Raw genomic sequence first — 23,014 nt, 5'->3', positions numbered from 1 at the left:
TTATTTAGAAGCGACTTTTTCTTTTTTGGCTTTTTTTGGTTTTTCTTCTTTTTTAGCAGGTTTCTTTTCTTCGCGTTTTGCTTTTGTCTCCGCTTTTAACTCATCTTGAGTTTTGCGGTCCACGAGTTCCAAAATTCCCATTGCTGTGTTGTCAGAAGGACGGTTTACCAAACGGATAATTCTTGTATATCCGCCGACTCTTTCTGCATAACGATTAGCAAGATCTTTCAAAAGTTTAGTTACGATCTCTTGGTCACCTAGGTGGCTATAAAGATATCGAGTATTGTGCAGGATGGCTGCATTTTTCTTTTGTTCGTCAAGATTGGCAAGGTTAGCATCTAAGTTGCGTTTTGCTCTAGTGATGATTCGTTCTGCATAAGAACGAGCCACCTTCAATTTCGCAACGGAAGATTCAATTCTTTCGTGGCGAAGAAGAGAGATTACCATATTTTGGATCATAGCTTTTCTATGATCTGCGGATCTGTTGAGTTGTTTAACTTTATTACGTTTGTTCATCTTAAAAATCTCTCATACCGAACGAAAGTCCCATAGAGGAAAGTTTTGCTTTCAACTCTTGTAAACTTTGTTCGCTGAAATGTTTTGATTTAGTCATTTCGTCTTCTGATCTCTTAACGAGTTCACCAATGAAGTCGATTTCCAAACTACGAAGAACGTTTGTAGAACGAACAGAAAGTTCCAATTCTTCTACATGTTTAGATAAAGCTGCTTTTAGTTTTTCATCAGCTTCATCCAATTCTTCTTCTTCTTCTTCAATTTCTTCTTCAAAGTTGATGAAAACAGTCAGGTGGTCTTTTAATATTTTTGCTGCTTGCGCTACTGCATCTTCAGGAGAAACAGAACCGTCAGTCCAAACTTCCATAGTAAGTTTTTCGTAATCAGAACGTTGTGCAACACGAGTTTCCGATACTTCAAACAATACTTTTTGGATTGGTGAAAAGATAGAATCGATTGGGATAGTTCCTAAAACTTCGATATCTTTCTTTTTGTCCTCAGCAGGAACGTAACCACGTCCTCTTTGGATTTCCAAATCCATAATCAAATTTGCATCCTCATTGAGAGTTGCAATATGAAGGTCTGGATTCATGATTTCAATAGAAGAATCTACAGCGAGATCCGCTGCACGAAAGTAACCAGCACCTTTTAATTCTAAGTGGATTACTTTACTTGCTTCTTTGTCTTCAGGCTCGTATTTGATTCGAACTTGTTTTAAGTTAAGAATGATACGAGTAACGTCTTCTGCTACACCTTCGATATAAGAGAACTCATGAGAGACTCCTTCAATTCGAATCGCGGAAATGGCAGCACCTTCGATGGAGGACATGAGTGTACGACGAAGGGAGTTTCCGATCGTTGTACCAATTCCTCTTTCGAAAGGTTCTGCAACAAACTTACCATAGTTTGGTGTATTCACATCGGTAGTGAATTCGATTTTTTTGGGTCTTTTAAAACCTTTTAATAAATTCTTTGGAGACAATGTCGTATCCTTCTTCTCTAAATTCTTACTTCGAGTACAACTCTACGATTACCTGTTCTTTCACAGGGATATCAATATGATCTCTTGTTGGAAGTGATAACACTTCTCCGGAGAACTTGGTATAATCTACACTAACCCAAGAAGCAGTACGATTGATTGCTTGAGCGAGTTTGATATTTTCCTCGATAAACGTAGATTTTTGGAATTTCTCACGAATTTCGATTTTATCACCTATGTTCACTCGGTAAGAACAAATGTCTACTCGGTGGCCATTCACTAGAATATGTCTGTGTGCAACAAAGTTACGTGCTTGTCTTCTAGTAACAGCAAAACCCATACGATAAAGAACGTTATCCAATCTTCTTTCGAGGAATTGAAGTAGGTTCTCACCAGGAATCCCTGGAGTGTGAGTTGCTTCTTCGAAGTATCTACGGAATTGTTTTTCTAAAACTCCGTATGCGCGTTTTACTTTTTGTTTTTCACGAAGCTGAGCTCCGTATTCAGTGATCTTTCCTTTTTTCTTTGGAGGAAGACCTGGTGGGTACTTTCTCTTTTCTAGGGAAGATTTTTCTTTATGTAAAGTATGACTATTTTTGAGAAAGAGGTTAAGCCCCTCTCTTCTCATCAATTTAACAACTGGACCTCGGTAACGTGCCATAATCTAATTCCTACACCCTTCTTCTTTTTCGTGGTCGGCACCCATTGTGAGGGAGCGGAGTTACGTCTTTAATGAGTTTGATTGCAAGGCCTTTCGTTGTTAAAGAACGAATGGCAGACTCACGTCCAATTCCAGGACCAGAAACCATTACGTCTACTTCTGAAATACCAGAAGCCTCAATCGCTTTCTCAGCAGCATTGGTAGCCGCAACTTGTGCAGCATACGGAGTGGATTTTTTGGATCCACGAAATCCCATCATTCCAGAGGAAGACCAAGAAAGAACGTTTCCAACCATATCTGTAATGGATACGATTGTATTGTTAAACGAAGCTTGGATATAAACCTTACCGCGTGGAACGTTTTTCTTTTCTTTTTTCTTAACCTTTTTGGTATCTTTTTTATTCTTAGCGTCTTTTTCAGCCATGGATGAGTCCTCTATTTACCTGGTGCCTTTTTCTTGTTGGCAACAGTCTTCTTGATACCCTTACGGGTTCTAGCGTTGGTTCTTGTTCTTTGTCCGTTGACTGGAAGTCCTCGTCTGTGACGGAAACCTCTGTAACAACCTACGTCCATCAATCGTTTGATGTTTAGGTTGACTTCTGAACGAAGATCCCCTTCTACCTGGTATGATTCTTCAATGACTCTACGGATCGCGGCTTCTTGTTCGTCCGAAAGGTCCTTCACCCTGATAGATTCGTCAATTCCTGCTTTTTTCAGGATACTTTGAGAGGATGTCTTACCAATACCAAATACGTATGTAAGACCGATCACTATTCTTTTGTTTGATGGTAAATCAACACCCGCGATACGTGCCATATCTTTCTATCTTTGCCTTTGTTTGTGTTTTGGGTTCGTGCAAATCACTCGGATTACACCTTTTCTGCGAATGACTTTGCATTCTGGACAGATTTTCTTAACTGATGATCTAACTTTCATTATAGTTCCCTATTTCTTTCTGTAAGTGATACGGCCCTTAGTTAAGTCATAAGGAGAAAGCTCTACAGTAACCTTATCGCCGGGTAATATACGGATATAATGCATACGCATTTTTCCCGAAATGTGTGCTAGAACTTTATGACCGTTCTCCAGTTCCACACGGAACATGGCATTCGGTAACGGTTCTAAAACGGTTCCGTCGATGGTTATTGCTTCTTCCTTAGCCAGGGTCTATCTCCTACTAGATCGATTTTAAAATAGTGTTAGTGATTTCTTCCATACTTCCCAAACCATTGATTTGCCGAAGGATCCCAGAGCCTTTATAAAAGTCTATCAGGGGCAACGTCTTGGTGTTGTAAGTATGCAGACGGTTTTTGATGGTCTCTTCGTTGTCATCCGAGCGTCCTTCTTTGATCGCTCTACCTAGCAACCGTTTGACGAGTTCTTCGTCAGGAACGTCTAGGTTGACAACGGAGTCGAGCTCCATGTGAAGCTCTTTGAGGATTTCCGAGAGAGCCTTTGCTTGCTCCACCGTCCTAGGAAATCCATCCAGAATGAATCCATTCGCACAATCAGCTTCGACCAAACGGTCGCGAATTATGCCTATAACGACAGCATCTGGAACAAGGTCTCCAGCGTCCATATATTTTTTTGCTTCAATCCCCATTGGGGTACCGTTTTTTACGGCAGCACGGAGAATGTCTCCAGTTGAGATCTGCGGAATTTGGTATTTCTCTTTGATGATGTCAGCTTGAGTTCCCTTCCCAGCACCTGGGGGGCCCATAAAAATGAGTCTCTTCATTGGTTACACTCTTCCCTTGATTTTAGTCTTCTTCATGAATCCTTCGTAGTTTCTCATAAGGAGTTGGGCTTCGATTTGTTTCAATGTTTCTAGAGCCACACCCACCATAATGAGAAGCGAAGTTCCTCCGAATGTATACACTAAGGTTCCCCCACCGGTGTTAGAACCGAGGTTTAAGAACTTAATGATGAGATACGGAGCAAGAGCAAGACCGGCAAGGAAAAGAGCACCCGGTAGGGTGATTCGATTCAAGATCTTCTCAATCATATCTTTTGTTTGGCTTCCTGGACGAACACCCGGGATGAACCCACCGTATTTCTTTAAGTTATCAGCAAGTTCCTGTGGATTGAACTGAATCGCTGTATAGAAATATGCGAAGAAAATGATTAGAGAGGTATAAATCACATAATAAAAAAGGGCATGATACCAGATTTGTGAAAATGGGTTAAAATAGTCCATAATCACTGCCCAACCTGCCCACTGACCACCCTTAGATGATAACCACTGAACAATTGTTTGTGGAAACAAAATCAAAGAGGATGCAAAGATAATTGGCATTACATTGGCACTGTTTACTTTAAAAGGGATGGATTGGCTACGTGCCTGAACCATCTTTCTTCCCACCATTTGTTTTCCGTAATTTAACGGAACCCGGCGAACCCCTTGGGTTAAAATCACAGTTAAGGAGATAAGAACGATAAAAATAATGATAAGAATGAGAATGCTAAGAGCATCCGAGGTATCAGAAGTAAACATAGCAATGAGTGCTTCTGGCATACGACCGATAATCCCGGCAAAGATAATGAGAGAGATCCCGTTACCAATTCCGCGTTCCGTAATTTGTTCCCCAAGCCAAATGAGTAGTACTGTTCCCGTAGTGATGGATAACATCGCTATCGGCAGAAAGTAACCTTCCACGGATGGATTGATGAGACCTGGATACTTCGCTTGCGCCGTTCCCGATCCTGTAGACCAAGAATTAGCAAGTTGGATCACAGCAAGAGATTGGATCGCACAAAGGATCAGAGTTCCGTATTTTGTATACTGTTGGATCTTTTTTCTACCCTCTTCCCCTTCCTTTTGCATCTTTTGCAAACTAGGAATGAGAACCATAACTAGCTGCATGATGATGGAAGAAGAGATATAAGGCATAATCCCTAGTGCAAAAATAGAAAATTTGAGAAGAGCACCACCTGCAAACAAATCAACCATTCCGAGGAAACCTTCACTCGGATCGGCAGTAATACCCGTTACGATAAGGCTGTTGATACCAGGAATGGTTACGTGAGTTCCCATTCTAAAAAGTAACAACATACCAATCGTAAATAGGATTTTAGATCTTAATTCCGGGATTCGAAAGATGTTAGCGATGGTTTGAAACATGGGTTATCTAGTTTTTTTTCTCTTCTTTTTTCTTTTCTCTAATGATGACTTTTCCACCCGCTTTTTCAATTTTCTCTTTTGCAGAGGCAGAAAAAGCATCTACCGTAATGGTGATGGCAACTGTCACTTCTCCCGTTCCCAAAAGTTTAATCGGTCCAGCTTCGGACTTAATCAAACTTTTTGCTTTGAGAACTGCTGGTGTTACTTCTCCAGAAAGACCTGCTTTAGATAAAGAGATCAAATTAACTGGTTGGAACTCCACAGAGAAAATATTGGTAAAACCACGTTTTGGCAAACGTCTGTGGAGAGGCAACTGTCCACCTTCGAATCCACGTCTCATCGAAGCGGCCCGTGCTCTTTGTCCTTTGGAACCACGAGTGGAAGTTTTTCCCATCCCGGATCCTGGACCTTGACCCACACGTTTCGGAGAGGTTTTTGCACCTTCCGGAACCGGAACCAAGTTTTTGTTTCCTAGAGAAGTAGATTTTTTGGGGCGTTTCGCACCAAATCCACGACCTTGTTCAATTCTGTCTTGTGCCATACAATTATACCTTTTCCACTTTCAACAAGTAACCTACTTGTCGTAACATCCCTTTCAATTGGGGAGTCATTTTGTGTTTTTTGGATTGGCCTTTCTTTTTAAGGCCTAGTGCAATTAGAGTTTTTTTGTGTACTGGAATGATACCAATAGAACTCTTTTCTTGCGTTACAATCACGTCTTCCATAGTCAGATTCCTTCTTATAGATCTTGCCCAAACAAGTGTTTGAGGCTGACACCACGTCGTTTTACCGCCATTGACGGTGTTTCCAACTGTTGTAATGCGTCCATAGTCGCTTTTACAATGTTCATTGGGTTTGAAGATCCCCATGACTTTGTAAGAACATCTTGGATTCCTGCTCTTTCCAAAACGGAACGAACAGAAGCTCCGGCGATGATCCCCGTTCCCGGAGAAGCTGGCTTCAAAATCACTCGAGCGGATTTGAACTGTCCCACAACATCGTGAGGAACGGTATGACCGATATAGTGAATGGATTTTAAATTCTTTTTTGCCGATTCAATGGACTTTCGGATCGCATCTGGAACTTCATTCGCCTTTCCAAATCCAATTCCTACTTTTCCTTTAGAGTCACCAACGACTGAAAGTGCGTTGAAGGAGAAACGACGTCCCCCCTTCACTACCTTGGCAACTCGGTCGATTTTTACGACCTTCTCAGTAAATTCTTTTGTTTCTTCTTCTAACATCATTTAGAACTCCAATCCACCTTCACGGGCAGAATCAGCAAAAGCGGCAATTCTTCCATGGTAAACCATTCCAGAACGGTCGAGAACCACTTGGGAAACTCCTGCTTTTTTCGCCTTATCAGCGACTACTTTACCGAGTTCGGTCGCAGCCGATTTACTCTTCTTAGAATTTTCATGTTTCGGAAAATCTTTCTCTAGAGTGGTTGCATAAACAAGCGTTACACCCTTCGCGTCATCAATGATTTGTGCGGTGAGGTAACGGTTTGTTTTGTTGAAAACCAACCGAGGTCTTTCCGATGTAGAGCGGAGTTTGTATCGAACTCGTTCCGCTCTTCTCAATCTTTTCGTATTTTTAGCTGTCTTATTGATCATGACGTTCTACTTCTTACCGGTCTTTCCGGCCTTTCTACGGATGTATTCGTTCTGATATTTGATTCCTTTTCCTTTGTAAGGTTCAGGAGGTCTTTTAGAACGAATGTCAGCCGCAACTTGTCCAACCAGTTGTCGGTCAATTCCCGATACTTTGATTTTTAGCTGATCTGCGACATCAATTTTGATACCTGTAGGTTCAGGGAAAACCACTTCGTGAGAGTAACCAAGAGCCATCACTAGATCTTTACCGCGTTTTTGAGCACGATAGCCAACCCCTGTGATTTCTAAGTTCTTTTCCCAACCAGTAGTGACACCTTTTACGCAGTTCATCGCAAGGGAACGAACGAGACCGTGGAGAGCCACAGTCTTTTGGTCTTCACTTTTACGAGTAAAAACCAATTCGCCGTTTTCAACATTTGCGCTGACACCTTCGTAAAGTGGAGTTTTTAATTCCCCTAAAGGCCCCTTAATCGTAAGGGCCTCAGCTTCTGCTTTCACTTCTACCTTTGCAGGTAATTTGATAATACTTTTTCCAACTCGAGACATGGTGTTATCGTTCTCTAGAATACCTTACAGAGAACTTCCCCTCCTACTCTGAGTTTGCGAGCACGTTTCCCAGTCATCACACCTTTCGAAGTCGAAAGGATGAGTGTTCCGATGTTATTTCGGAACGGTCTGATTTCTCCGGATTGGATGTAAACTCGACGACCTGGAGTGGATACTCTCTCGATCATACGAATTACCGGTTTCTTTTCCGTGTCGTATTTTAATTTCACTTGGAAGTCATCAAAACTTCCATTTTTTACAGTTTGAACATCATCTACAAAACCTTCTTCTTTAAGAAGATCTAGGATGGATTTTTTGATTTTGCTACCAGGAATCACACAAAGCTCATGTTTAGCTTGTTGTGCGTTTCTGATTCTTGTTAGCATATCTGCGATTGGATCTGAAAGACTCATATCTTACCTTAACCTAATTACCAGGAGGACTTTTTCACACCGGGGATCTGAGCCTTGCTAGCAAGGTCCCGGAAGCAAAGACGACACATATCAAAGCGGCGCAAATAAGCGCGTGATCGACCACAAAGAGGGCAACGATTGTACTCTCTCACTTTGAATTTTTGCTCTTTGGCGTGGCGTTCCATCATTGATTTTTTCGCCATGAATAATCTCCTACTTACCTGCCGCTCGGTAAGGCATACCGAAGGCTTGGAATAATTCGAACGCTTCTTTGTCCACTTCCGTGTTCGTTACGAAAGTGATATTGATCCCGTAGATCGTATTGATTTTATCAAAATGAATCTCAGGGAAGATGATCTGTTCTCTTACGGACAGATTGTAATTTCCTCGACCATCGAAACCTTTGGGGTTTACACCGCGAAAGTCACGAACCCGTGGAAGAGCCACGTTTATAAATCTGTCAAGGAACTCATACATATGATGACCGCGAAGGGTAACTTTGCAACCAAGCACCATTCCTTCTCTCACTTTGAAACCCGCAATGGACTTCTTAGCGAAAGTTTTTACTGGTCTTTGGCCTGTAATTTGACCAATTTCTAACAAACAAGCTTCCATCGCTTTTGGGTTGGTGTGAGCTTCACCCATACCAACGTTAATTACGATTTTTTCAAGTTTGGGAACTCGCATTACACTTTGAAAGCCGAGTGACTTTTGGAGTGTAGGACGGATTTCCTTCTCGTATTTTGATTTAAGCCTAGGTACCATAACTTATACTTCTTTCCCTTCAGGTCGAGTCACTCGGATGGATTTACCATCCTTCTTGGCAAAGCCCAAGCGTACAGCCTTAATTTTCTTCTTTGGCTTCGCTTTGTTCTCTGCTTTGGTGTCGTGAAACATCACATTGGAAATATGGATTGGGAATTCGATTTCGATCGCGCCACCTTGAGGGTTCTCTTGGGTAGGTCTTACGAATCTCTTTCTTTTGTTCACACCTTCGATATAAACGCGGTCTTTGCGTTTGTCGATAGCTAGAACTTTCCCTTTTTTCCCTTTTTCTTTTCCGGAAATCACAAGAACTTCATCGTCCTTTTTGATTTTCGTTTTTTTGAATTTAGTGGGCTCGGAGCCTCTATATGCTAATTTAGCTGCCATTCTAGAGAACCTCCGGAGCGAGAGATATAATTTTCATGTATTTTTTATCGCGAAGTTCACGGGCAACAGGTCCGAAGATCCTGGTTCCTTTGGGATTCCCTTTGTCATCAATGATGGCAACGGCATTGTCATCGAAACGAATGTAAGTTCCGTCTGGACGACGAACTTCTTTTTTCGTTCTCACAACAACTGCTCTTTGAACCGCTTTGTTATGCACTTTTTTACCCTGACCGTCACGAAGACCGTATGCAGGTTGTGCTTCCTTAACAGCGACGATGATTTCGTCACCAAGCGTTGCGTAGCGTTTTTTGGAACCGCCAAGCACTTTTACGCACATGACTTTTTTCACACCCGAGTTATCGGCTACTTGTAAAATAGTTTCTTGTTGAATCATACTAATTTAGCCTTCTCAATTACCTTTACAAGTTTATGGTGTTTCTGTTTAGAAAGTGGTCTTGTTTCCACAGCGATGACTCGATCACCAACTTGACACTCGTTCTTCTCATCGTGAATTTTCACGCGGGAAGTTCTGGTCATAATCTTCTTAAACCGTGGATGTACTTTTCTTGTGATGATTTCGATCACTACGGTTTTATCCATAGAATCGCTCACTACTACACCCTGAATGGTTAAAGACTTTTTAGAGTTTTTATCTTCCATAACCTACTTCTTCTTACCTTTGCTAGTTTTAGCAGCTTTCGGAGCTGAACCAGCTTTTGGTGCGATTTGTTTGAGTTTGCCTTTTGCTGTTAGTTCCTTCTCACGAAGGACAGTCAATGCTTGGGCAATTCTCTTCTTATGATTTCGGATTAGTTTAGGGTTCTCAAGAGATCTTGTAACACCAAACTGGAATCTTGCTTTTCTTACTTCTTCGGAAGAGGAGAGAATTTCTTTCTTTAAATCTTCTGGAGAAAGTGACTTAAAATCGTCTTTCATAGAACGTTCCTCTTAACAAATGAAGTTTCTACTGGCAGTTTGAAAGCTGCTAAATGAAGAGCCTTTCTTGCTGTTTCTTCATCGATCCCCGCCATCTCAAAAAGAACGCGGCCCGGGCGAATCTCTGCAATCCAGAATTCCGGGTTACCTTTACCTTTACCCATACGAGTTTCGGCAGGTTTTTTAGTGATAGGAAGATGAGGGAAGATACGGATCCACAATTTCCCACCTCGTTTTACTTGGCGGTTGATAGTAATCCTTGCAGCTTCGATTTGTCGCGCTGTGATACGACCGGAAGAAATAGCTTTTAAACCATATTCTCCGAACGCAACGTAAGAACCTCTTTCGTCCTTACCTTTCAAGCGCCCTCTTTGGCGTTTTCTAAATTTTACTCGTTTAGGTGCTAACATTATCGTATCTCTTTAGTACTTCTTAACTCGTTCTACGTTTTACAGCGTATTTGTCTTCATCGGTCTCTTCCTTATTAGTCGGGAAGTAGTCACCTGTATAAGTCCATACCTTCACACCGATCTGACCGAAAGTTGTGAGGGCTTCTTTAAATCCAAAGTCGATTTTGGCACGAAGAGTATGAAGAGGAACTCGTCCTTCCATATACTTTTCAGTTCTTGCCATATCCGCTCCGTTCAAACGTCCGGAGATTTGGATTTTTACACCTTCCACTCCACCGCGCATCGCACGTCGAAGTTCCGCTTTCATCACTCGACGAAATGGCATCCTTTGTTCGATTTGAAGAGCTACCGTTTCTGCAATTGCTTGCGCAATGATTTCTGGTTTCTTCACTTCGATGATGTTCATTCCGATCGGCTTATCCGCGAATTTTTTAAGTTCTTGTTTTACCGCTTCGATGTTTTGGCCTTTTTGACCAATCACCATACCTGGTTTAGAAGTATGGAGGTTCACGTTGATTTTTTCAGGGAATCTTTCGATTATGATCTTCACAACGGATGCGTTTTTGAATTTCTTCTGAAGGAATCTACGGATCTTGATATCTTCGTGAAGATTTTTAATGTAATCTTGTTTGGCAAACCAAATGGAATCCCAATTACGTGTGATTCCGATTCGTAGTCCGATTGGATTTACTTTCTGACCCATAGTTTAAACTGCCTTCTTTTCGATTTCAGATACTACAACAGTGATGTGGCTAAGACGTTTACGGATCCTAGAAGCACGACCGCGTGCTCTTGGACGGAAACGTTTCATAATAGGGCCGTCATCCACATAGATTTTTTTCACGTATAATGAACTTGGATCCAAACTTTCGTTCATTTGGACGGCGTTAGCCACTGCCGAGTTCAAAAGGTTGATGATCATTGAACTTGCTGCTTTATTTGTAAAACGCAAGATATCAATGGCTTCCTTGTAATCGTATCCACGAACTTCATCTGCAACCAGGCGAGCTTTTCTGGCAGAAATTCTGAGGTGTTTTCCTACTGCTTTTGCTTCCATCTCTCTACCTATTTCTTCGCAACTTTTTTGTCTCCACCATGGCCTTTGAAGGTTCTAGTGGGAGCAAATTCACCGAGTTTGTGACCGATCATGTTTTCGTTAACATAAACAGGAACAAACGCTTTGCCATTATGAATCATTACGGTGTGACCGATCATGTCTGGATAAATGGTACTTCTTCTGGACCAAGACTTGAAGGGAGTTTTTTTCCCTTCAGAGTTTAACTTGGTTATTTTTTTCATGAGGTGGTCGTCAATGAACGGACCTTTTTTTAAGCTTCTAGCCATGATTATCTAGATCCTACCTATTCCTGTTTTTCTTACGTCTTTGGACGATAAAACGGTCAGACGGCCTCGTCTTACGTGTTTTAAATCCCTTCGTAGGTTTACCCCAAGGAGTCACTGGATGGCGACCTCCGGAAGTTCTACCTTCACCACCACCGAGTGGGTGGTCCACAGGGTTCATAACGACCCCTCTTACTTTCGGTCTCTTTCCTAACCAGCGGTTACGACCGGCTTTACCAATAATGACCAAGTTGTGGTCTTTATTGGAAAGTTCTCCAACAGTTGCTAGACACTCTTTACGAACTTTTCGGATTTCCGAAGAAGGAAGTTTGAGAGATACATAGTCACCGTCTTTCGCGGAGATCACAGCAAAAGATCCTGCTGTGCGGGCGATTTGACCGCCTTTTCCGATATGTAGTTCAATGTTGTGAACGTTTGTTCCTGCAGGGATTTTATCTAAAGGAAGTGTATTTCCTAGTTTGATCTCTGCATTGGGACCTGATTCAATTTTGTCCCCCACTTTAAGTCCGTTAGGAGCTAAAATGTAACGGTATTCACCATCAGCATAACAAATAAGTGCGATAAACGCTGAACGGTTTGGGTCATACTCGATTGTTTTTACAGTCGCTGGGATTCCAAATTTATTGCGTTTGAAATCGATGATCCGGAACTTTCTTTTGTTACGTCCACCTTTCCGTCTAACAGCAATTCGTCCCTTGTTGTCACGACCCGCTTTGTAAGAAACGTTAGCCGTGAGCGGTTTGTAAGGAACCACTTCTGTGATTTCTTTGAAATCTAGAACCGAGTAGAAGCGGCTAGATTGCGTAGTGGGTTTAAGTTTTCTAATTCCCATAATTAAACCTTAGCAAAATCCAAATTTGCTCCGTCAGCAAACGTCACTACAGCTTTTTTGTAGTGCGGTCTTGGGGACGGCATGTTTCTAAAACGTTTCATTTTCCCACGGTAAACTGCGACGTTTACATTTGTTGGAACTACGTTATACATTTGTTTCAAAGCCTGTTTGATCAAAGTTTTGTTCGCATCCGGGTGGACTTTGAACGTATACTTGACAGTTCTTTTTCCCATACGTTCTCCAATTGTTTGAAGGTCTTGCGACTTTTCTGTAACAACCGGTGATAAGATTACATTCTCTAGGTTCACTGTCTTATCCTTTCTTAGAATACTGTGCCTGAAGCTCTTTTAAAGCGCTTTCAGAGATTACTAAATTGTTATTATAGAGGATGTCTCGGCAAACGACTCGTTTGCTGTTCACATATTTGAGGTTCTCTATATTGCGAGTGGATTTTTTGAGGAATTGGTTTTCACCAGCTACTACAAAACCCACGTTACCCTTCTCTGCGATTTCCATGTTCTTCAAAATGTTGTAAATGGATTTCGTGGAGTAAGAAGAAGGTTCTACGTCTTCTATGATCGCGATTCTGTTTTCTTCTGCCTTTTTGTTAAGGATGGAGAGAACAGCCTTTTTCTTTACGCTGCGTGACAGGTTAGAGGAATAATCTCTTGGTTTTGGTCCATGAATGATACCACCACCAACGAAATGTGGAGCTCTAATGGAACCTTGTCGTGCGCGACCAGTTCCTTTTTGAGCCCAAGGTTTGATTCCCCCACCGCGAACTTCAGAACGATCCTTAGTAGAATGTGTTCCTTGTCTATTGTTCGCATTTTCAGCTTTTACCGCATCATAGATGGCTCCAAGCGAAATGCCGGTAGCAAAAAGTTCTGCCGGAAGTTCAACTTCGCTTACGAATACGCCTTCTTTATTGTATTTACGCGCTTTCATGTTCTACCTATCTATCCGATTTTTTCTATCGTAACGATACCGCGTTCTCTTCCTGGAACCGGACCGGATACAAATACCAAATTGGCGTCTGCATCAATTTTTACTACTTTTAGGTTTCGAACAGTGCTCTGTTCAGAACCCATTCTTCCGCCCATTTTCAAACCCTTGAACACACGTCCAGGAGTTGTGTTGGAACCAATAGAACCAGGGTGTCTTTGAAACCTAGAACCGTGTCCCGCAGGTCCACCAGCGAATCCATGGCGTTTTACAACACCTTGAGTTCCCTTACCCTTGGAAGTTCCGGTTACTTTCACCGTGTCGTTCAAAGCAAATATATCAGCCAGTTTTACTTCTGCGCCAACCGCTACGTCTTCAAAACCTTTGAATTCAATCAGAGTTTTTTTCGGAGCAGCAATGCTTGCTTTTTTTATGTGTCCAACTTCGGCCTTCGTCATGTGTTTTTCCTTGGCATCACCAAATGCTAATTGAACAGCCTCATAGCCGTCATTAGCAGATGTTTTTACCTGGGACACAAAACAAGGACCCACGCGTAAAACGGTTACAGTAACCATCTTACCTTCGTTATTGAATATGTGGGCCATGCCCAATTTTTCGCCGATTAAACCTTTAGCCATGGATCCTATCCTTAGGATTTAATATCTACGGAAACTCCAGCAGGGAGTTGAAGCTTCATCAGGGCTTCTACCGTATCTTCATTCGTATTTAAAATATCGATGAGTCTCTTGTGAGTTCTCATTTCAAATTGTTCTCTAGCTTTTTTATTCACGTGCGGAGAACGTAATACCGTGTAGATTTCTTTTTTCGTTGGAAGCGGGATTGGACCGGAGACAGTTGCCCCGGTCCTCTTCGCAGTCGCAACGATCTCAAAGGTTGATTGGTCAATCAACCGATGATCGAAAGCTTTTAACTTAACGCGAATTCTTTGTCCAGCCATTGTATTACTCGACGATCTCCGCAACAACACCAGAACCAATTGTTCTTCCACCCTCACGGATAGCGAACTTCAAACCTTGGTCCATGGCGATCGGGTGGATAAGTTCGATAGACATCGTAACGTTATCTCCCGGCATAACCATCTCCATTCCACCAGGAAGGTTACAAACACCAGTGATGTCTGTAGTTCTGAAGTAGAATTGAGGACGGTAGTTGTTAAAGAATGGAGTATGACGTCCACCTTCGTCTTTAGTAAGAACGTAAACTTCCGCTTTAAACTTTCTGTGTGGAGTGATAGTACCCGGTTTCGCAAGAACTTGACCTCTTTCGATGTCTTCTTTTTTAGTTCCGCGAAGAAGAGCACCAATGTTGTCTCCAGCTTCTGCTTGATCGAGTAGTTTACGGAACATTTCAATACCAGTAACCACTGATTTTGTAGTATCACGAATACCAACAATCTCGATCTCGTCGTTGATCTTAAGAACACCTTGCTCAACACGACCAGTTGCAACAGTTCCACGACCAGTGATTGAGAATACGTCCTCAACTGGCATTAGGAAAGGTTTATCAACAATACGTGTAGGATTTGGAACGTAAGTATCAACTGCTTCCATTAGTTTAATAATGGATTTCATACCTAGATCAGAATCTTCACCTTCAAGTGCTTTTAATGCAGAACCAGAGATGAAAGGTGTTTTATCACCAGGGAAGTTGTATTTGTTAAGAAGGTCTTTGATTTCCTCTTTAACCATCTCCACCATATCGTCTCTTTCATCAGCAGCTAGCATGTCCGCTTTGTTTAGGTAAACCACGATGTAAGGAACCCCTACTTGGCGAGCAAGAAGGATATGTTCTTTAGTTTGTGGCATAGCACCGTCAGTTGCAGATACTACGAGAATCGCAGCGTCCATCTGAGCAGCACCAGTAATCATGTTTTTAACATAGTCCGCGTGTCCCGGGCAATCTACGTGTGCGTAGTGACGGTTAGGAGTTTCATACTCCTGGTGAGACGTTGCAATAGTAATCCCACGAGCCTTTTCTTCGGGCGCGTTGTCGATTTGGTCGTAAGCAATCGCTTTGTTTTTTCCACCCACTAACTTGGCAAGCGTTGTTGTGATCGCTGCGGTTAGGGTTGTTTTACCGTGGTCAACGTGACCAATTGTTCCGATGTTTAAGTGTGGTTTTGAACGGTCAAATTTTTCTTTAGCCATTGTTAGAATCTACTCCTCAATCGTGGTGCAAGACCCGATCCTCGGTTCTTTACTCCTTTAAAACTGCATGAAATTCATAGGTAAAAGCAGTCCTTTCCCAAGAAATGCCAATCCCTTTGGTCATGTTTCTAAGAGCCCCTGAAAAGCCAAGCAGGTTTTGGGCCGGCGCATTGGCTTTTAAGTGACTCTTCCCTGCCACAGCTTCCCAGGTGGATACCACCTTGGCATTTCTGCGACTTAGATCAGAAAGAACTACACCTAAGTGGTCCGCGTCCACCATCACATCTACTTCCGTGAGGGGTCCGACCAAGTATGTGTTGGATGGAAACAATTCCTTTACGCCTGCAAGTATCGCTACTTTCAATAACGTTAAAGTGGTTTGCAAATCTCCACTTGGCATCTCATACGAGAGAATACGAAATTTGAGACCGGCAACTTCCTCGCCGTAAAACCCGTGTAAGCAGGCTTCCAGAAAGGACGTTTCTATCGAATTTTTTACTTCTTCCGGAAGACTTACCTCGAAGGCAATTTGCTTCGAAAAGTCGGCAGTATCTTCCAGGACTGCGATGAGCGCGCCGCTTGACTTTTGGTCTTCAAAGGCACGATGCTCTAGGGCAACCTTATGAGACATTTTTTTTAGAAGCTCTATTTTGGCAATGTTTATCGAACTAAAGTTGAGTTTTTTTTCTGATCTTTCTTGAATTCTGCGGATTCCAATCTCTAAATGGAGCTCTCCTCGCCCAAAGAGTACCAATTGTCCGGTATCATCCTTGTTTTGCAGACTATATCCCGGATCTTCCCAAGTTAATTCCTCCAAGCGACATAACCAAAACTCTTTTTCGGTAGAATGGTCTGGCTCTAAAACCATTGAAAAGGGACTGGGAATTCGATCCGAGGGTTTGGCTTCACCCTCTGTGGCAGCTCTCGAAAGTGCTACGGAACTTCCCGGAAGCAAAACCAAATGGGGATGGTCTTTTAGGAAGACCAGTTTTCCTTTTTGTAAATCGAAAACTGGTTCCCCCGTTTCCGGATCTAGAAAGGGAACCCAAGATTCCGCTGGGCCCGCTTCTTTACCCCTTCGTTCTGGATTCACTATTTTTGAAAAGTGAAGGATCTCCTCTTTTCTCCTGTCTTCTGTGGGATAAACGACAGCATACCGACCCAGAACCTCGTCCGTCCTTCTAGAGAGGACAAGGAGTGGGAAGGCGGTGCCCATTTCCCCCGGAGGATCTTTTGGATCCGTCCAGAGGACTAAGTCCAGAAGTTCCCGAACCCCCTCCCCTGTTTTGGCCGATCCGCCATACACAGGATAGAGTTTCCCTGACTTTGGTCCAGAATGAAGGCCAATCATGGAAAAATCAGTTTGGCCCGAAGAGTCATTCCAAGAAGAAATAGTGAGATCATCATTCCAAGCGATAAGCTCCTCTTTTACCAATTTGGGAAATCGGGATGGAGATTTTAGATAGTATTCGATTTTTCCTTTCGCGTCTTTTTGGAAAAGAGAGACAGGAGCCCCACCGAGAATCTCCTCCAAAGAGACTAGTGTGTCCAAGTAATCTTCATCAAACCGGTCGAGTTTATTAATAAAAAAAACCATTGGGACACCGGCACGAAGGAGCTCCTCCATCACAAGACGAGCTTGGGACTGGACCACAGTTCCCGCCTCCAAAACCACAATCGCCGTTTCCATTGCGGGCAAAAGGTCTGTGACTTGGTTTCGAAAGTCAATATGCCCCGGAGTATCCACTAACTGGATCTGAAATTCACCAAAGGTAGTTTTCCAAGGAATGGAATGGAAGGTGGTGCGAATGGAAATTCCCCGTTCGATTTCTTCCTGCAGACTATCTGATTCCGTATTCCCATCTTCGATGGAGCCGACCGCGGAGATTTTGCCTGCTTCGAATAAAATTCGTTCGGTGAGGGTGGTTTTCCCAGAGTCAATATGAGCAAAGATTCCAACGGTGCGGTATTTCATAAATTTGGTACTTCAGAAAATAAAAAAGCCAGGTGAACCACCTGGCTTGTCAATGTATGGAATCGAATGGATGAGACTACCAGCGGTAGTGCGAGAATGCCTTGTTGGCGTCTGCCATCTTTCGGATATCTTCTTTCTTCTTGATTGCAGATCCAGTGCCTTTTTGAGCTTCCATGAATTCAGCAGCCAATTTATTCTTCATTGATTTTTCGTTTCTACCACGGCTGTATTTGATGAGCCATCGGATTCCGAGTGCAAGTCGTCTTTCTGGACGAACTTCGATCGGAACTTGGTAAGTCACACCACCCACTCGGCGGGATTTTACTTCCACTTGTGGTTTTGCATTTTCCAAAGCTTCTTGGAAAACAGCAAAAGGATCTTGACCAGTTTTTTTAGAAATCACTTCTAAAGCATCATAGAACACGGCTTCAGCGACACTTTTTTTACCATCTACCATTAGGCAGTTGATAAACTTAGAAATCACTTTGTCATTGTATTTAGGATCGCCTTCGATGTGGCGCGGTTCAACTTTTCCTCTTCTTCTAGACATATACCTTTACTCCGATTACGCTTTAGGACGCTTAGCGCCGTATTTAGAACGTCCTTTACGACGTTTGTCCACACCGAGTGTATCCAGTGTTCCACGAATGATATGATAACGAACCCCTGGTAAGTCTTTTACCCTTCCCCCACGGATGAGAACCACGTTGTGTTCTTGGAGGTTATGGCCTTCACCAGGAATGTAAGCTGTGACTTCAATTCCAGTAGTGAGGCGAACCCTTGCTACTTTACGAAGAGCAGAGTTCGGTTTTTTTGGAGTGAAAGTCATTACCCGTGTGCAAACTCCACGTCTTTGTGGGCATGCCTTTAGGGCAGGAGATTTAGTTCTTTTCTTTTGGTCTTCTCTTCCGATACGGATGAGCTGGTTAATTGTAGGCATTCGATTCCTTCTTCTATTTCTCTGTCTTTAAAAAATAATGACGTTTTCGTCCAAAATTCCAGATAGGGACATTTTGTAAACGAAAACATAATTTTGTCCCTAGAAACTCTCGCAAGTATCTAGAGACAAAGGTCTTAGGGATTAATCTTCGTCGTCGTCTTCCGCTTCCTCAGCTTCTTCTTCCAATTCGTCTTCATCCTCGTCCTCTTCGGCAACGAGTCGAGTCAATGTGGCAGCAGAAACAGGAGTTGCTTCAGAAAGTTCAGAAACTTCTTCTTCCTCTTCTTCGGTTTCGAGATCCCAATCTAAGTCTCCAGGTATTTCCTTGAAAACTTCGATGTCACGGTATTTTTTCATACCAGTTCCCGCAGGAATCATATGACCGATGATTACGTTCTCTTTGAGACCCACTAAATTGTCTGTTTTTCCTTTGATTGCCGCATCGGTTAGAACCTTGGTGGTTTCTTGGAAAGACGCTGCAGAGAAATAAGACTCAGTGTTGAGGGACGCTTTTGTAAGACCAAGAAGGACTGGAGTTCCTTGTGCAGGAGATCCCCCTTCTTTTTCCACTCTGTCATTTTCTTCATCAAAAAGGAATTTATCCACTTGTTGTTGGTTCACAAAAGATGTGTCCCCACTATCAGTGATGATTACCTTACGAAGCATTTGGCGAACCACAACTTCGATATGTTTATCGTTGATATGAACCCCTTGCAGGCGGTAAACTTCCTGAACCTCAGAAACTAAGTATTCGTGAAGTGCGTTTGGCCCTTTGATCGTTAGGATATCATGCGGGTCAAAGTTTCCTTCATCCAACTGGTCTCCTCGTTTCACAAAGTCCCCTTGGCGAACACGGATTTGTTTTCCGATTGGGATTGCTACTTTTACTTTTTCAAGTTCAGTAGTTTCTGGAACGATATATAGAATTCGTTTTTCTTTAACGATCTCACCTTTGTCTTCGATCTTTCCATCGATTTCTGCGAGTGTGCAGGCATCTTTCGGACGACGAGCTTCGAAAAGTTCATCTACCCTTGGAAGACCACCGGTGATATCTCGTGTTTTTTCAGCAACTGATGGAATCTTGAAGATCACATCCCCTTCTCGCACTTTGTCCCCATTTTGGAACTGGAGGAGTGCGTCCACAGGAACGGAATATCCATCGGATCCTACAACCACTTTCGGAACCAAACGATCTTTCTTTTGTTCTACAACTTTCAGAATGATATTGGATGTTTTTGGATCCACGTCACGACGAACGTTTTTACCAATTTCCAAATCTTCCCAAACAATGGTTCCCGCAGTTTCAGAAACTGCGACTTCGTTGTAAGGGTCAAACTCAGCAAGTGCTTTGTTTTCTTCTACGATTTGGCCTTCTTCTGTGCGAAGCATGGTTCCGATTTTTACTGGAATGACAAAGTCATCACCTAAAATACGAAGTGTAGTTCCCACAAGAGAAACAGTTCCCGCTTGGTCTGAAGTGATTCGTTGTTCTGTGGATTCACCCACTTGCGTTGCGAATACTTCCCCTTTCTCCAATCTTTGTCCATCCACAATACGAACACTGGAAAGTGATTCTGTATTGAATTCTTGGATGAGGCGATTCACGATGATGGTTCCGCGACGAGCAAATACCTTCGCTCCATTCGCGTTTGTCACCAAACGTCCGTTAATGGATTTTACGAGAGACCTATAAGGAACTTTATGTTCTTTTTCCTGAATGGTAGCAGATGCCGCTCCACCCACGTGGAAGGTTCTCATTGTCAGCTGTGTTCCTGGTTGCCCGATGGACTGTGCTGCAATGGTTCCTACGGCTTCCCCAATTTCGGCAGGAACTAGGCGAGCCATGTCCATACCGTAACACTTTGTACAGATCCCGTGACGAGACCGGCAAGTGAGGGGAGATCTTACTTTGATTTTATCATAACCAAGATTTTCGATTTGTTGGCCAATCGCTCTTGTGATGAGTGTGTCTTTCGGGAAAACAACTTTTTCAGTCACTGGATCCACAGAATCTTCTGCCGTATAACGACCAAATACGCGGTCTCCCAGGGAAACAATGACGTTCTCCCCTTCTTTTACGATTCCAAGAGTGATGTTTGCCTTAGTTCCACAATCGTCTTCAGAAACAATTACGTCCTGAGAGATATCCACAAGACGACGAGTGAGGTAACCGGCATCGGCAGTTTTTAACGCCGTATCCGCAAGACCCTTTCTCGCACCGTGTGTAGAGATAAAAAATTCTAAGACTCCGAGACCTTCACGGAAGTTGGAACGAATCGCAAGTTCGATGATTTCCCCAGACGGTTTCGCCATAAGACCCCGCATCCCTGCGAGCTGACGAATCTGTTGTTTGGAACCACGAGCTCCGGATGCTGCCATCACGAATACTGGGTTGAACCCACCTTGGTCTTTTTCCAATTCCTTAAACATCCCGTCGGTAATGCGGTCATTGGTTTTGGTCCAAATCTCGATTACTTTTTTACGACGTTCTTCGTTAGTGATGATACCTTTACGATACTCCATATCCGCTTTTTCTACTTCTTTGTTGGCATCGTTTACGAGTCCCTCTTTTTGAGGAGAAACGCGGATGTCATCAATGGAAATGGTCGGAGCAAATACAGTCGCGTAACGATAACCAAGTCGTTTGATTTCATCAAGCATCACAACTGTGATTCCTGGCCCAAACTTCTCGTATACGTCTGCAATGATTTTGTTTGTTTCTTTATCACCTAGGGTTCTGTTGATATAAACATAACCTTTTGGCATCACCTGGTTGAAAATGAGTCGACCCGGTGTGGTTTCGATGATCTTTCCTTCATGGAGAACGGAGATTTTGGAGCGAATTTCAACGGTTTTCGTTTCAATTGCATACATTACCTCTTCGAGCCCAGTGAAGAATTTCCCTTCCCCTTTTCCGTCTTTGACTTCGGATGTGAGGTAGTAAATTCCAAGAACGATATCTTGTGTTGGTCCGCAGATCGGTTGTCCATTGGCAGGGTTCAAAATGTTATGTGGTGATAACATTAACATCCAGGTTTCGAGCTGAGCTTTTGGAGCTAGTGGAACGTGAATCGCCATTTGATCCCCGTCGAAGTCGGCGTTAAACGCGTGACATACGAGAGGATGGAGTTTAATTGCTTTTCCTTCTACAAGGACAGGTAAAAATGCTTGGATTCCTAATCTGTGAAGAGTCGGAGCTCGGTTGAGTAGTACAGGGTGTTCTTTAACAACTGTTTCCAATACATCAAAAACTTCTTTGTCTTCTGCTTCGATTTTTTTCTTCGCAGATTTGATGTTTGGTGCTAGTTCCAAATCCACAAGGCGTTTCATAATGAATGGTTTGAATAGTTCCAAAGCCATTTTTTTAGGAAGACCCATTTGGTGGTATTTGAGTTCAGGTCCCACAACAATTACGGAACGACCAGAATAATCCACCCGTTTACCGAGTAGGTTTTGGCGGAACCGGCCTTGTTTTCCTTTGAGCATATCGGAAATCGATTTTAGTGGTCTATTTCCTTTTCCTTTTACAGTTCGTTTGCGACGGCTGTTATCAAAAAGTGCATCTACTGCTTCCTGTAACATACGTTTTTCGTTACGTACGATAATCTCAGGAGCTTTTAATGCAAGAAGGCGTTTGAGTCGATTGTTTCTGTTAATCACACGACGATACAAGTCGTTTAGGTCGGAAGTTGCAAAACGTCCCCCCTCAAGTTGCACCATAGGACGTAGTTCTGGTGGAATCACGGGAACTACATCAAGCACCATCCATTCAGGACGGTTTCCGGAATCCCGGAACGCTTCCAAAACTTCTAGGCGTTTAAAAATACGTTTGTCGGAGATTTTGTTTTTATCTTGGATCTTTTGGCGGATCACCCGAGCTTCTGCATCCACATCAATGCGTGCGAGAAGTTCTTTGATGGCGTCCCCACCGATACCTGCGATAAACTTATCACCGTATTCATCTAAATAATTATGGTATTCATCTTCATCGATGAGTTCTCCGCGATTCCTTCCGGAATCAGCAGGATCAATGATCACATACTTCTCAAAGTAAAGAACACTTTTGAGTTGGTTGATGGTCATATCGAGAAGTAGTCCCATACGAGACGGAACCGATCGGTAATACCAAATATGAGATACGGGAGCCGCAAGTTCAATATGGCCCATTCTCTCACGACGAACTTTGGAGTGAGTTACCTCAACCCCGCATTTGTCGCAAACCACTCCCTTGTAACGGATGGATTTGAATTTACCGCAGTAACATTCCCAATCCTTAGTGGTTCCGAAGATTTTTTCGCAGAAAAGACCATCTCGTTCCGGCTTTAGGGTACGGTAGTTGATCGTTTCAGGTTTTTTAACTTCCCCAAACGACCACTCTTTGATCCGTTCCGGCGAAGCCAAACGGATCGTAATCGATTCAAAACTATTGTAATTTCTCATACTTTT

The 23,014-nt window shown here is 42.9% G+C and carries 35 protein-coding genes; all 35 read right to left on the bottom strand.

Going from position 1 to position 23,014, the window contains the following annotated elements; translation table 11 throughout:
- Positions 1 to 516, bottom strand: coding sequence for a 50S ribosomal protein L17 (gene rplQ, locus JWG41_RS02025; RefSeq protein WP_205268296.1), 516 nt, complete (start codon positions 514 to 516; stop codon positions 1 to 3).
- 1 nt (position 517) lies between these two features.
- Positions 518 to 1,495 carry a DNA-directed RNA polymerase subunit alpha gene (locus JWG41_RS02020; protein WP_002974165.1) on the bottom strand — a complete coding sequence of 326 codons (978 nt, stop codon included), beginning with the start codon at positions 1,493 to 1,495 and terminating at the stop codon, positions 518 to 520.
- Positions 1,496 to 1,520: 25 nt separating this feature from the next.
- A complete protein-coding gene (gene rpsD / locus JWG41_RS02015; RefSeq protein WP_205268295.1) occupies positions 1,521 to 2,153 on the bottom strand; it encodes a 30S ribosomal protein S4 in 633 nt (210 codons plus the stop codon).
- A 10-nt stretch (positions 2,154 to 2,163) separates the two neighbouring features.
- Positions 2,164 to 2,577, bottom strand: coding sequence for a 30S ribosomal protein S11 (rpsK, locus tag JWG41_RS02010; protein WP_205268294.1), 414 nt, complete (start codon positions 2,575 to 2,577; stop codon positions 2,164 to 2,166).
- Positions 2,578 to 2,588: 11 nt separating this feature from the next.
- On the bottom strand, positions 2,589 to 2,969 hold the full coding sequence (gene rpsM / locus JWG41_RS02005; protein ID WP_205268293.1) for a 30S ribosomal protein S13: 381 nt from the start codon (positions 2,967 to 2,969) through the stop codon (positions 2,589 to 2,591).
- Positions 2,970 to 2,975: 6 nt separating this feature from the next.
- Positions 2,976 to 3,089, bottom strand: a complete 114-nt coding sequence (rpmJ, locus tag JWG41_RS02000) for a 50S ribosomal protein L36 (protein WP_002983148.1) — start codon at positions 3,087 to 3,089, stop codon at positions 2,976 to 2,978.
- Positions 3,090 to 3,098: 9 nt separating this feature from the next.
- On the bottom strand, positions 3,099 to 3,317 hold the full coding sequence (infA, locus tag JWG41_RS01995) for a translation initiation factor IF-1 (RefSeq protein WP_012476295.1): 219 nt from the start codon (positions 3,315 to 3,317) through the stop codon (positions 3,099 to 3,101).
- Positions 3,318 to 3,330: 13 nt separating this feature from the next.
- On the bottom strand, positions 3,331 to 3,891 hold the full coding sequence (locus JWG41_RS01990) for an adenylate kinase (RefSeq protein ID WP_205268292.1): 561 nt from the start codon (positions 3,889 to 3,891) through the stop codon (positions 3,331 to 3,333).
- Between the two features lie 3 nt (positions 3,892 to 3,894).
- Entirely contained in the window at positions 3,895 to 5,274 is a 1,380-nt protein-coding gene (gene secY, locus JWG41_RS01985) for a preprotein translocase subunit SecY (protein ID WP_002974039.1), read from the bottom strand.
- Between the two features lie 7 nt (positions 5,275 to 5,281).
- Positions 5,282 to 5,815 (bottom strand): 50S ribosomal protein L15, encoded by a 534-nt coding sequence (gene rplO / locus JWG41_RS01980; protein WP_205268291.1) that lies wholly within the window; start codon positions 5,813 to 5,815, stop codon positions 5,282 to 5,284.
- A 4-nt stretch (positions 5,816 to 5,819) separates the two neighbouring features.
- Complete coding sequence (gene rpmD / locus JWG41_RS01975) at positions 5,820 to 5,999, bottom strand: 50S ribosomal protein L30 (RefSeq protein ID WP_015679814.1); 180 nt, start codon at positions 5,997 to 5,999, stop codon at positions 5,820 to 5,822.
- Between the two features lie 14 nt (positions 6,000 to 6,013).
- Positions 6,014 to 6,517: a 30S ribosomal protein S5 gene (gene rpsE, locus JWG41_RS01970; RefSeq protein WP_002973816.1), complete on the bottom strand. Its 504-nt coding sequence runs from the start codon at positions 6,515 to 6,517 to the stop codon at positions 6,014 to 6,016.
- Positions 6,518 to 6,520: 3 nt separating this feature from the next.
- A complete protein-coding gene (rplR, locus tag JWG41_RS01965) occupies positions 6,521 to 6,889 on the bottom strand; it encodes a 50S ribosomal protein L18 (protein ID WP_039926661.1) in 369 nt (122 codons plus the stop codon).
- Between the two features lie 6 nt (positions 6,890 to 6,895).
- Positions 6,896 to 7,435, bottom strand: a complete 540-nt coding sequence (gene rplF / locus JWG41_RS01960) for a 50S ribosomal protein L6 (protein ID WP_002973724.1) — start codon at positions 7,433 to 7,435, stop codon at positions 6,896 to 6,898.
- 14 nt (positions 7,436 to 7,449) lie between these two features.
- Positions 7,450 to 7,848, bottom strand: a complete 399-nt coding sequence (gene rpsH, locus JWG41_RS01955; RefSeq protein ID WP_002973604.1) for a 30S ribosomal protein S8 — start codon at positions 7,846 to 7,848, stop codon at positions 7,450 to 7,452.
- 17 nt (positions 7,849 to 7,865) lie between these two features.
- Positions 7,866 to 8,051 (bottom strand): type Z 30S ribosomal protein S14, encoded by a 186-nt coding sequence (locus tag JWG41_RS01950; RefSeq protein ID WP_012476296.1) that lies wholly within the window; start codon positions 8,049 to 8,051, stop codon positions 7,866 to 7,868.
- Between the two features lie 10 nt (positions 8,052 to 8,061).
- The gene (rplE, locus tag JWG41_RS01945; RefSeq protein ID WP_002982447.1) at positions 8,062 to 8,613 is read right to left on the bottom strand and encodes a 50S ribosomal protein L5; all 552 of its coding nucleotides are present in this window, start codon (positions 8,611 to 8,613) and stop codon (positions 8,062 to 8,064) included.
- A 3-nt stretch (positions 8,614 to 8,616) separates the two neighbouring features.
- A complete protein-coding gene (gene rplX / locus JWG41_RS01940) occupies positions 8,617 to 9,000 on the bottom strand; it encodes a 50S ribosomal protein L24 (RefSeq protein ID WP_205268290.1) in 384 nt (127 codons plus the stop codon).
- 1 nt (position 9,001) lies between these two features.
- Positions 9,002 to 9,394, bottom strand: a complete 393-nt coding sequence (gene rplN / locus JWG41_RS01935; protein WP_002974152.1) for a 50S ribosomal protein L14 — start codon at positions 9,392 to 9,394, stop codon at positions 9,002 to 9,004.
- Positions 9,391 to 9,660 (bottom strand): 30S ribosomal protein S17, encoded by a 270-nt coding sequence (rpsQ, locus tag JWG41_RS01930; protein ID WP_002982819.1) that lies wholly within the window; start codon positions 9,658 to 9,660, stop codon positions 9,391 to 9,393. Before rpsQ ends, rplN begins: the two co-directional genes overlap by 4 nt.
- Before the next feature lie 3 nt (positions 9,661 to 9,663).
- Positions 9,664 to 9,936: a 50S ribosomal protein L29 gene (gene rpmC, locus JWG41_RS01925; RefSeq protein WP_002982886.1), complete on the bottom strand. Its 273-nt coding sequence runs from the start codon at positions 9,934 to 9,936 to the stop codon at positions 9,664 to 9,666.
- The gene (gene rplP / locus JWG41_RS01920; protein WP_002974545.1) at positions 9,933 to 10,346 is read right to left on the bottom strand and encodes a 50S ribosomal protein L16; all 414 of its coding nucleotides are present in this window, start codon (positions 10,344 to 10,346) and stop codon (positions 9,933 to 9,935) included. The genes rpmC and rplP overlap by 4 nt, the downstream gene beginning before the upstream one ends.
- A 22-nt stretch (positions 10,347 to 10,368) precedes the next feature.
- Positions 10,369 to 11,049: a 30S ribosomal protein S3 gene (gene rpsC, locus JWG41_RS01915; protein ID WP_205268289.1), complete on the bottom strand. Its 681-nt coding sequence runs from the start codon at positions 11,047 to 11,049 to the stop codon at positions 10,369 to 10,371.
- 3 nt (positions 11,050 to 11,052) lie between these two features.
- Positions 11,053 to 11,403 (bottom strand): 50S ribosomal protein L22, encoded by a 351-nt coding sequence (gene rplV, locus JWG41_RS01910; RefSeq protein WP_015680094.1) that lies wholly within the window; start codon positions 11,401 to 11,403, stop codon positions 11,053 to 11,055.
- Positions 11,404 to 11,411: 8 nt separating this feature from the next.
- Positions 11,412 to 11,690, bottom strand: coding sequence for a 30S ribosomal protein S19 (rpsS, locus tag JWG41_RS01905; protein ID WP_002974021.1), 279 nt, complete (start codon positions 11,688 to 11,690; stop codon positions 11,412 to 11,414).
- Between the two features lie 13 nt (positions 11,691 to 11,703).
- On the bottom strand, positions 11,704 to 12,540 hold the full coding sequence (rplB, locus tag JWG41_RS01900) for a 50S ribosomal protein L2 (RefSeq protein WP_205268288.1): 837 nt from the start codon (positions 12,538 to 12,540) through the stop codon (positions 11,704 to 11,706).
- A 2-nt stretch (positions 12,541 to 12,542) separates the two neighbouring features.
- On the bottom strand, positions 12,543 to 12,848 hold the full coding sequence (locus JWG41_RS01895; protein ID WP_100790764.1) for a 50S ribosomal protein L23: 306 nt from the start codon (positions 12,846 to 12,848) through the stop codon (positions 12,543 to 12,545).
- Between the two features lie 4 nt (positions 12,849 to 12,852).
- Positions 12,853 to 13,488, bottom strand: a complete 636-nt coding sequence (gene rplD / locus JWG41_RS01890) for a 50S ribosomal protein L4 (protein WP_002973655.1) — start codon at positions 13,486 to 13,488, stop codon at positions 12,853 to 12,855.
- 11 nt (positions 13,489 to 13,499) lie between these two features.
- Positions 13,500 to 14,123 (bottom strand): 50S ribosomal protein L3, encoded by a 624-nt coding sequence (gene rplC / locus JWG41_RS01885; protein WP_205268287.1) that lies wholly within the window; start codon positions 14,121 to 14,123, stop codon positions 13,500 to 13,502.
- Between the two features lie 11 nt (positions 14,124 to 14,134).
- A complete protein-coding gene (gene rpsJ, locus JWG41_RS01880) occupies positions 14,135 to 14,443 on the bottom strand; it encodes a 30S ribosomal protein S10 (RefSeq protein WP_002974412.1) in 309 nt (102 codons plus the stop codon).
- 4 nt (positions 14,444 to 14,447) lie between these two features.
- Positions 14,448 to 15,653 carry an elongation factor Tu gene (tuf, locus tag JWG41_RS01875; protein WP_015679831.1) on the bottom strand — a complete coding sequence of 402 codons (1,206 nt, stop codon included), beginning with the start codon at positions 15,651 to 15,653 and terminating at the stop codon, positions 14,448 to 14,450.
- A gap of 49 nt (positions 15,654 to 15,702) precedes the next feature.
- On the bottom strand, positions 15,703 to 17,628 hold the full coding sequence (locus JWG41_RS01870; protein WP_205268286.1) for an elongation factor G-like protein: 1,926 nt from the start codon (positions 17,626 to 17,628) through the stop codon (positions 15,703 to 15,705).
- A 76-nt stretch (positions 17,629 to 17,704) separates the two neighbouring features.
- Positions 17,705 to 18,178 (bottom strand): 30S ribosomal protein S7, encoded by a 474-nt coding sequence (rpsG, locus tag JWG41_RS01865; RefSeq protein WP_205268285.1) that lies wholly within the window; start codon positions 18,176 to 18,178, stop codon positions 17,705 to 17,707.
- A 15-nt stretch (positions 18,179 to 18,193) separates the two neighbouring features.
- The gene (gene rpsL / locus JWG41_RS01860) at positions 18,194 to 18,568 is read right to left on the bottom strand and encodes a 30S ribosomal protein S12 (RefSeq protein WP_004783543.1); all 375 of its coding nucleotides are present in this window, start codon (positions 18,566 to 18,568) and stop codon (positions 18,194 to 18,196) included.
- A gap of 141 nt (positions 18,569 to 18,709) precedes the next feature.
- Positions 18,710 to 23,008 (bottom strand): DNA-directed RNA polymerase subunit beta', encoded by a 4,299-nt coding sequence (gene rpoC / locus JWG41_RS01855; protein ID WP_205268284.1) that lies wholly within the window; start codon positions 23,006 to 23,008, stop codon positions 18,710 to 18,712.
- Positions 23,009 to 23,014: the final 6 nt, after the last annotated feature.

The organism is Leptospira chreensis (assembly GCF_016919165.1).
GTDB classification, from domain to species: domain Bacteria; phylum Spirochaetota; class Leptospiria; order Leptospirales; family Leptospiraceae; genus Leptospira_A; species Leptospira_A chreensis.
Note: the sequence above shows the minus strand (reverse complement) of the source record. Positions and strands in the feature narration are given on the sequence as shown.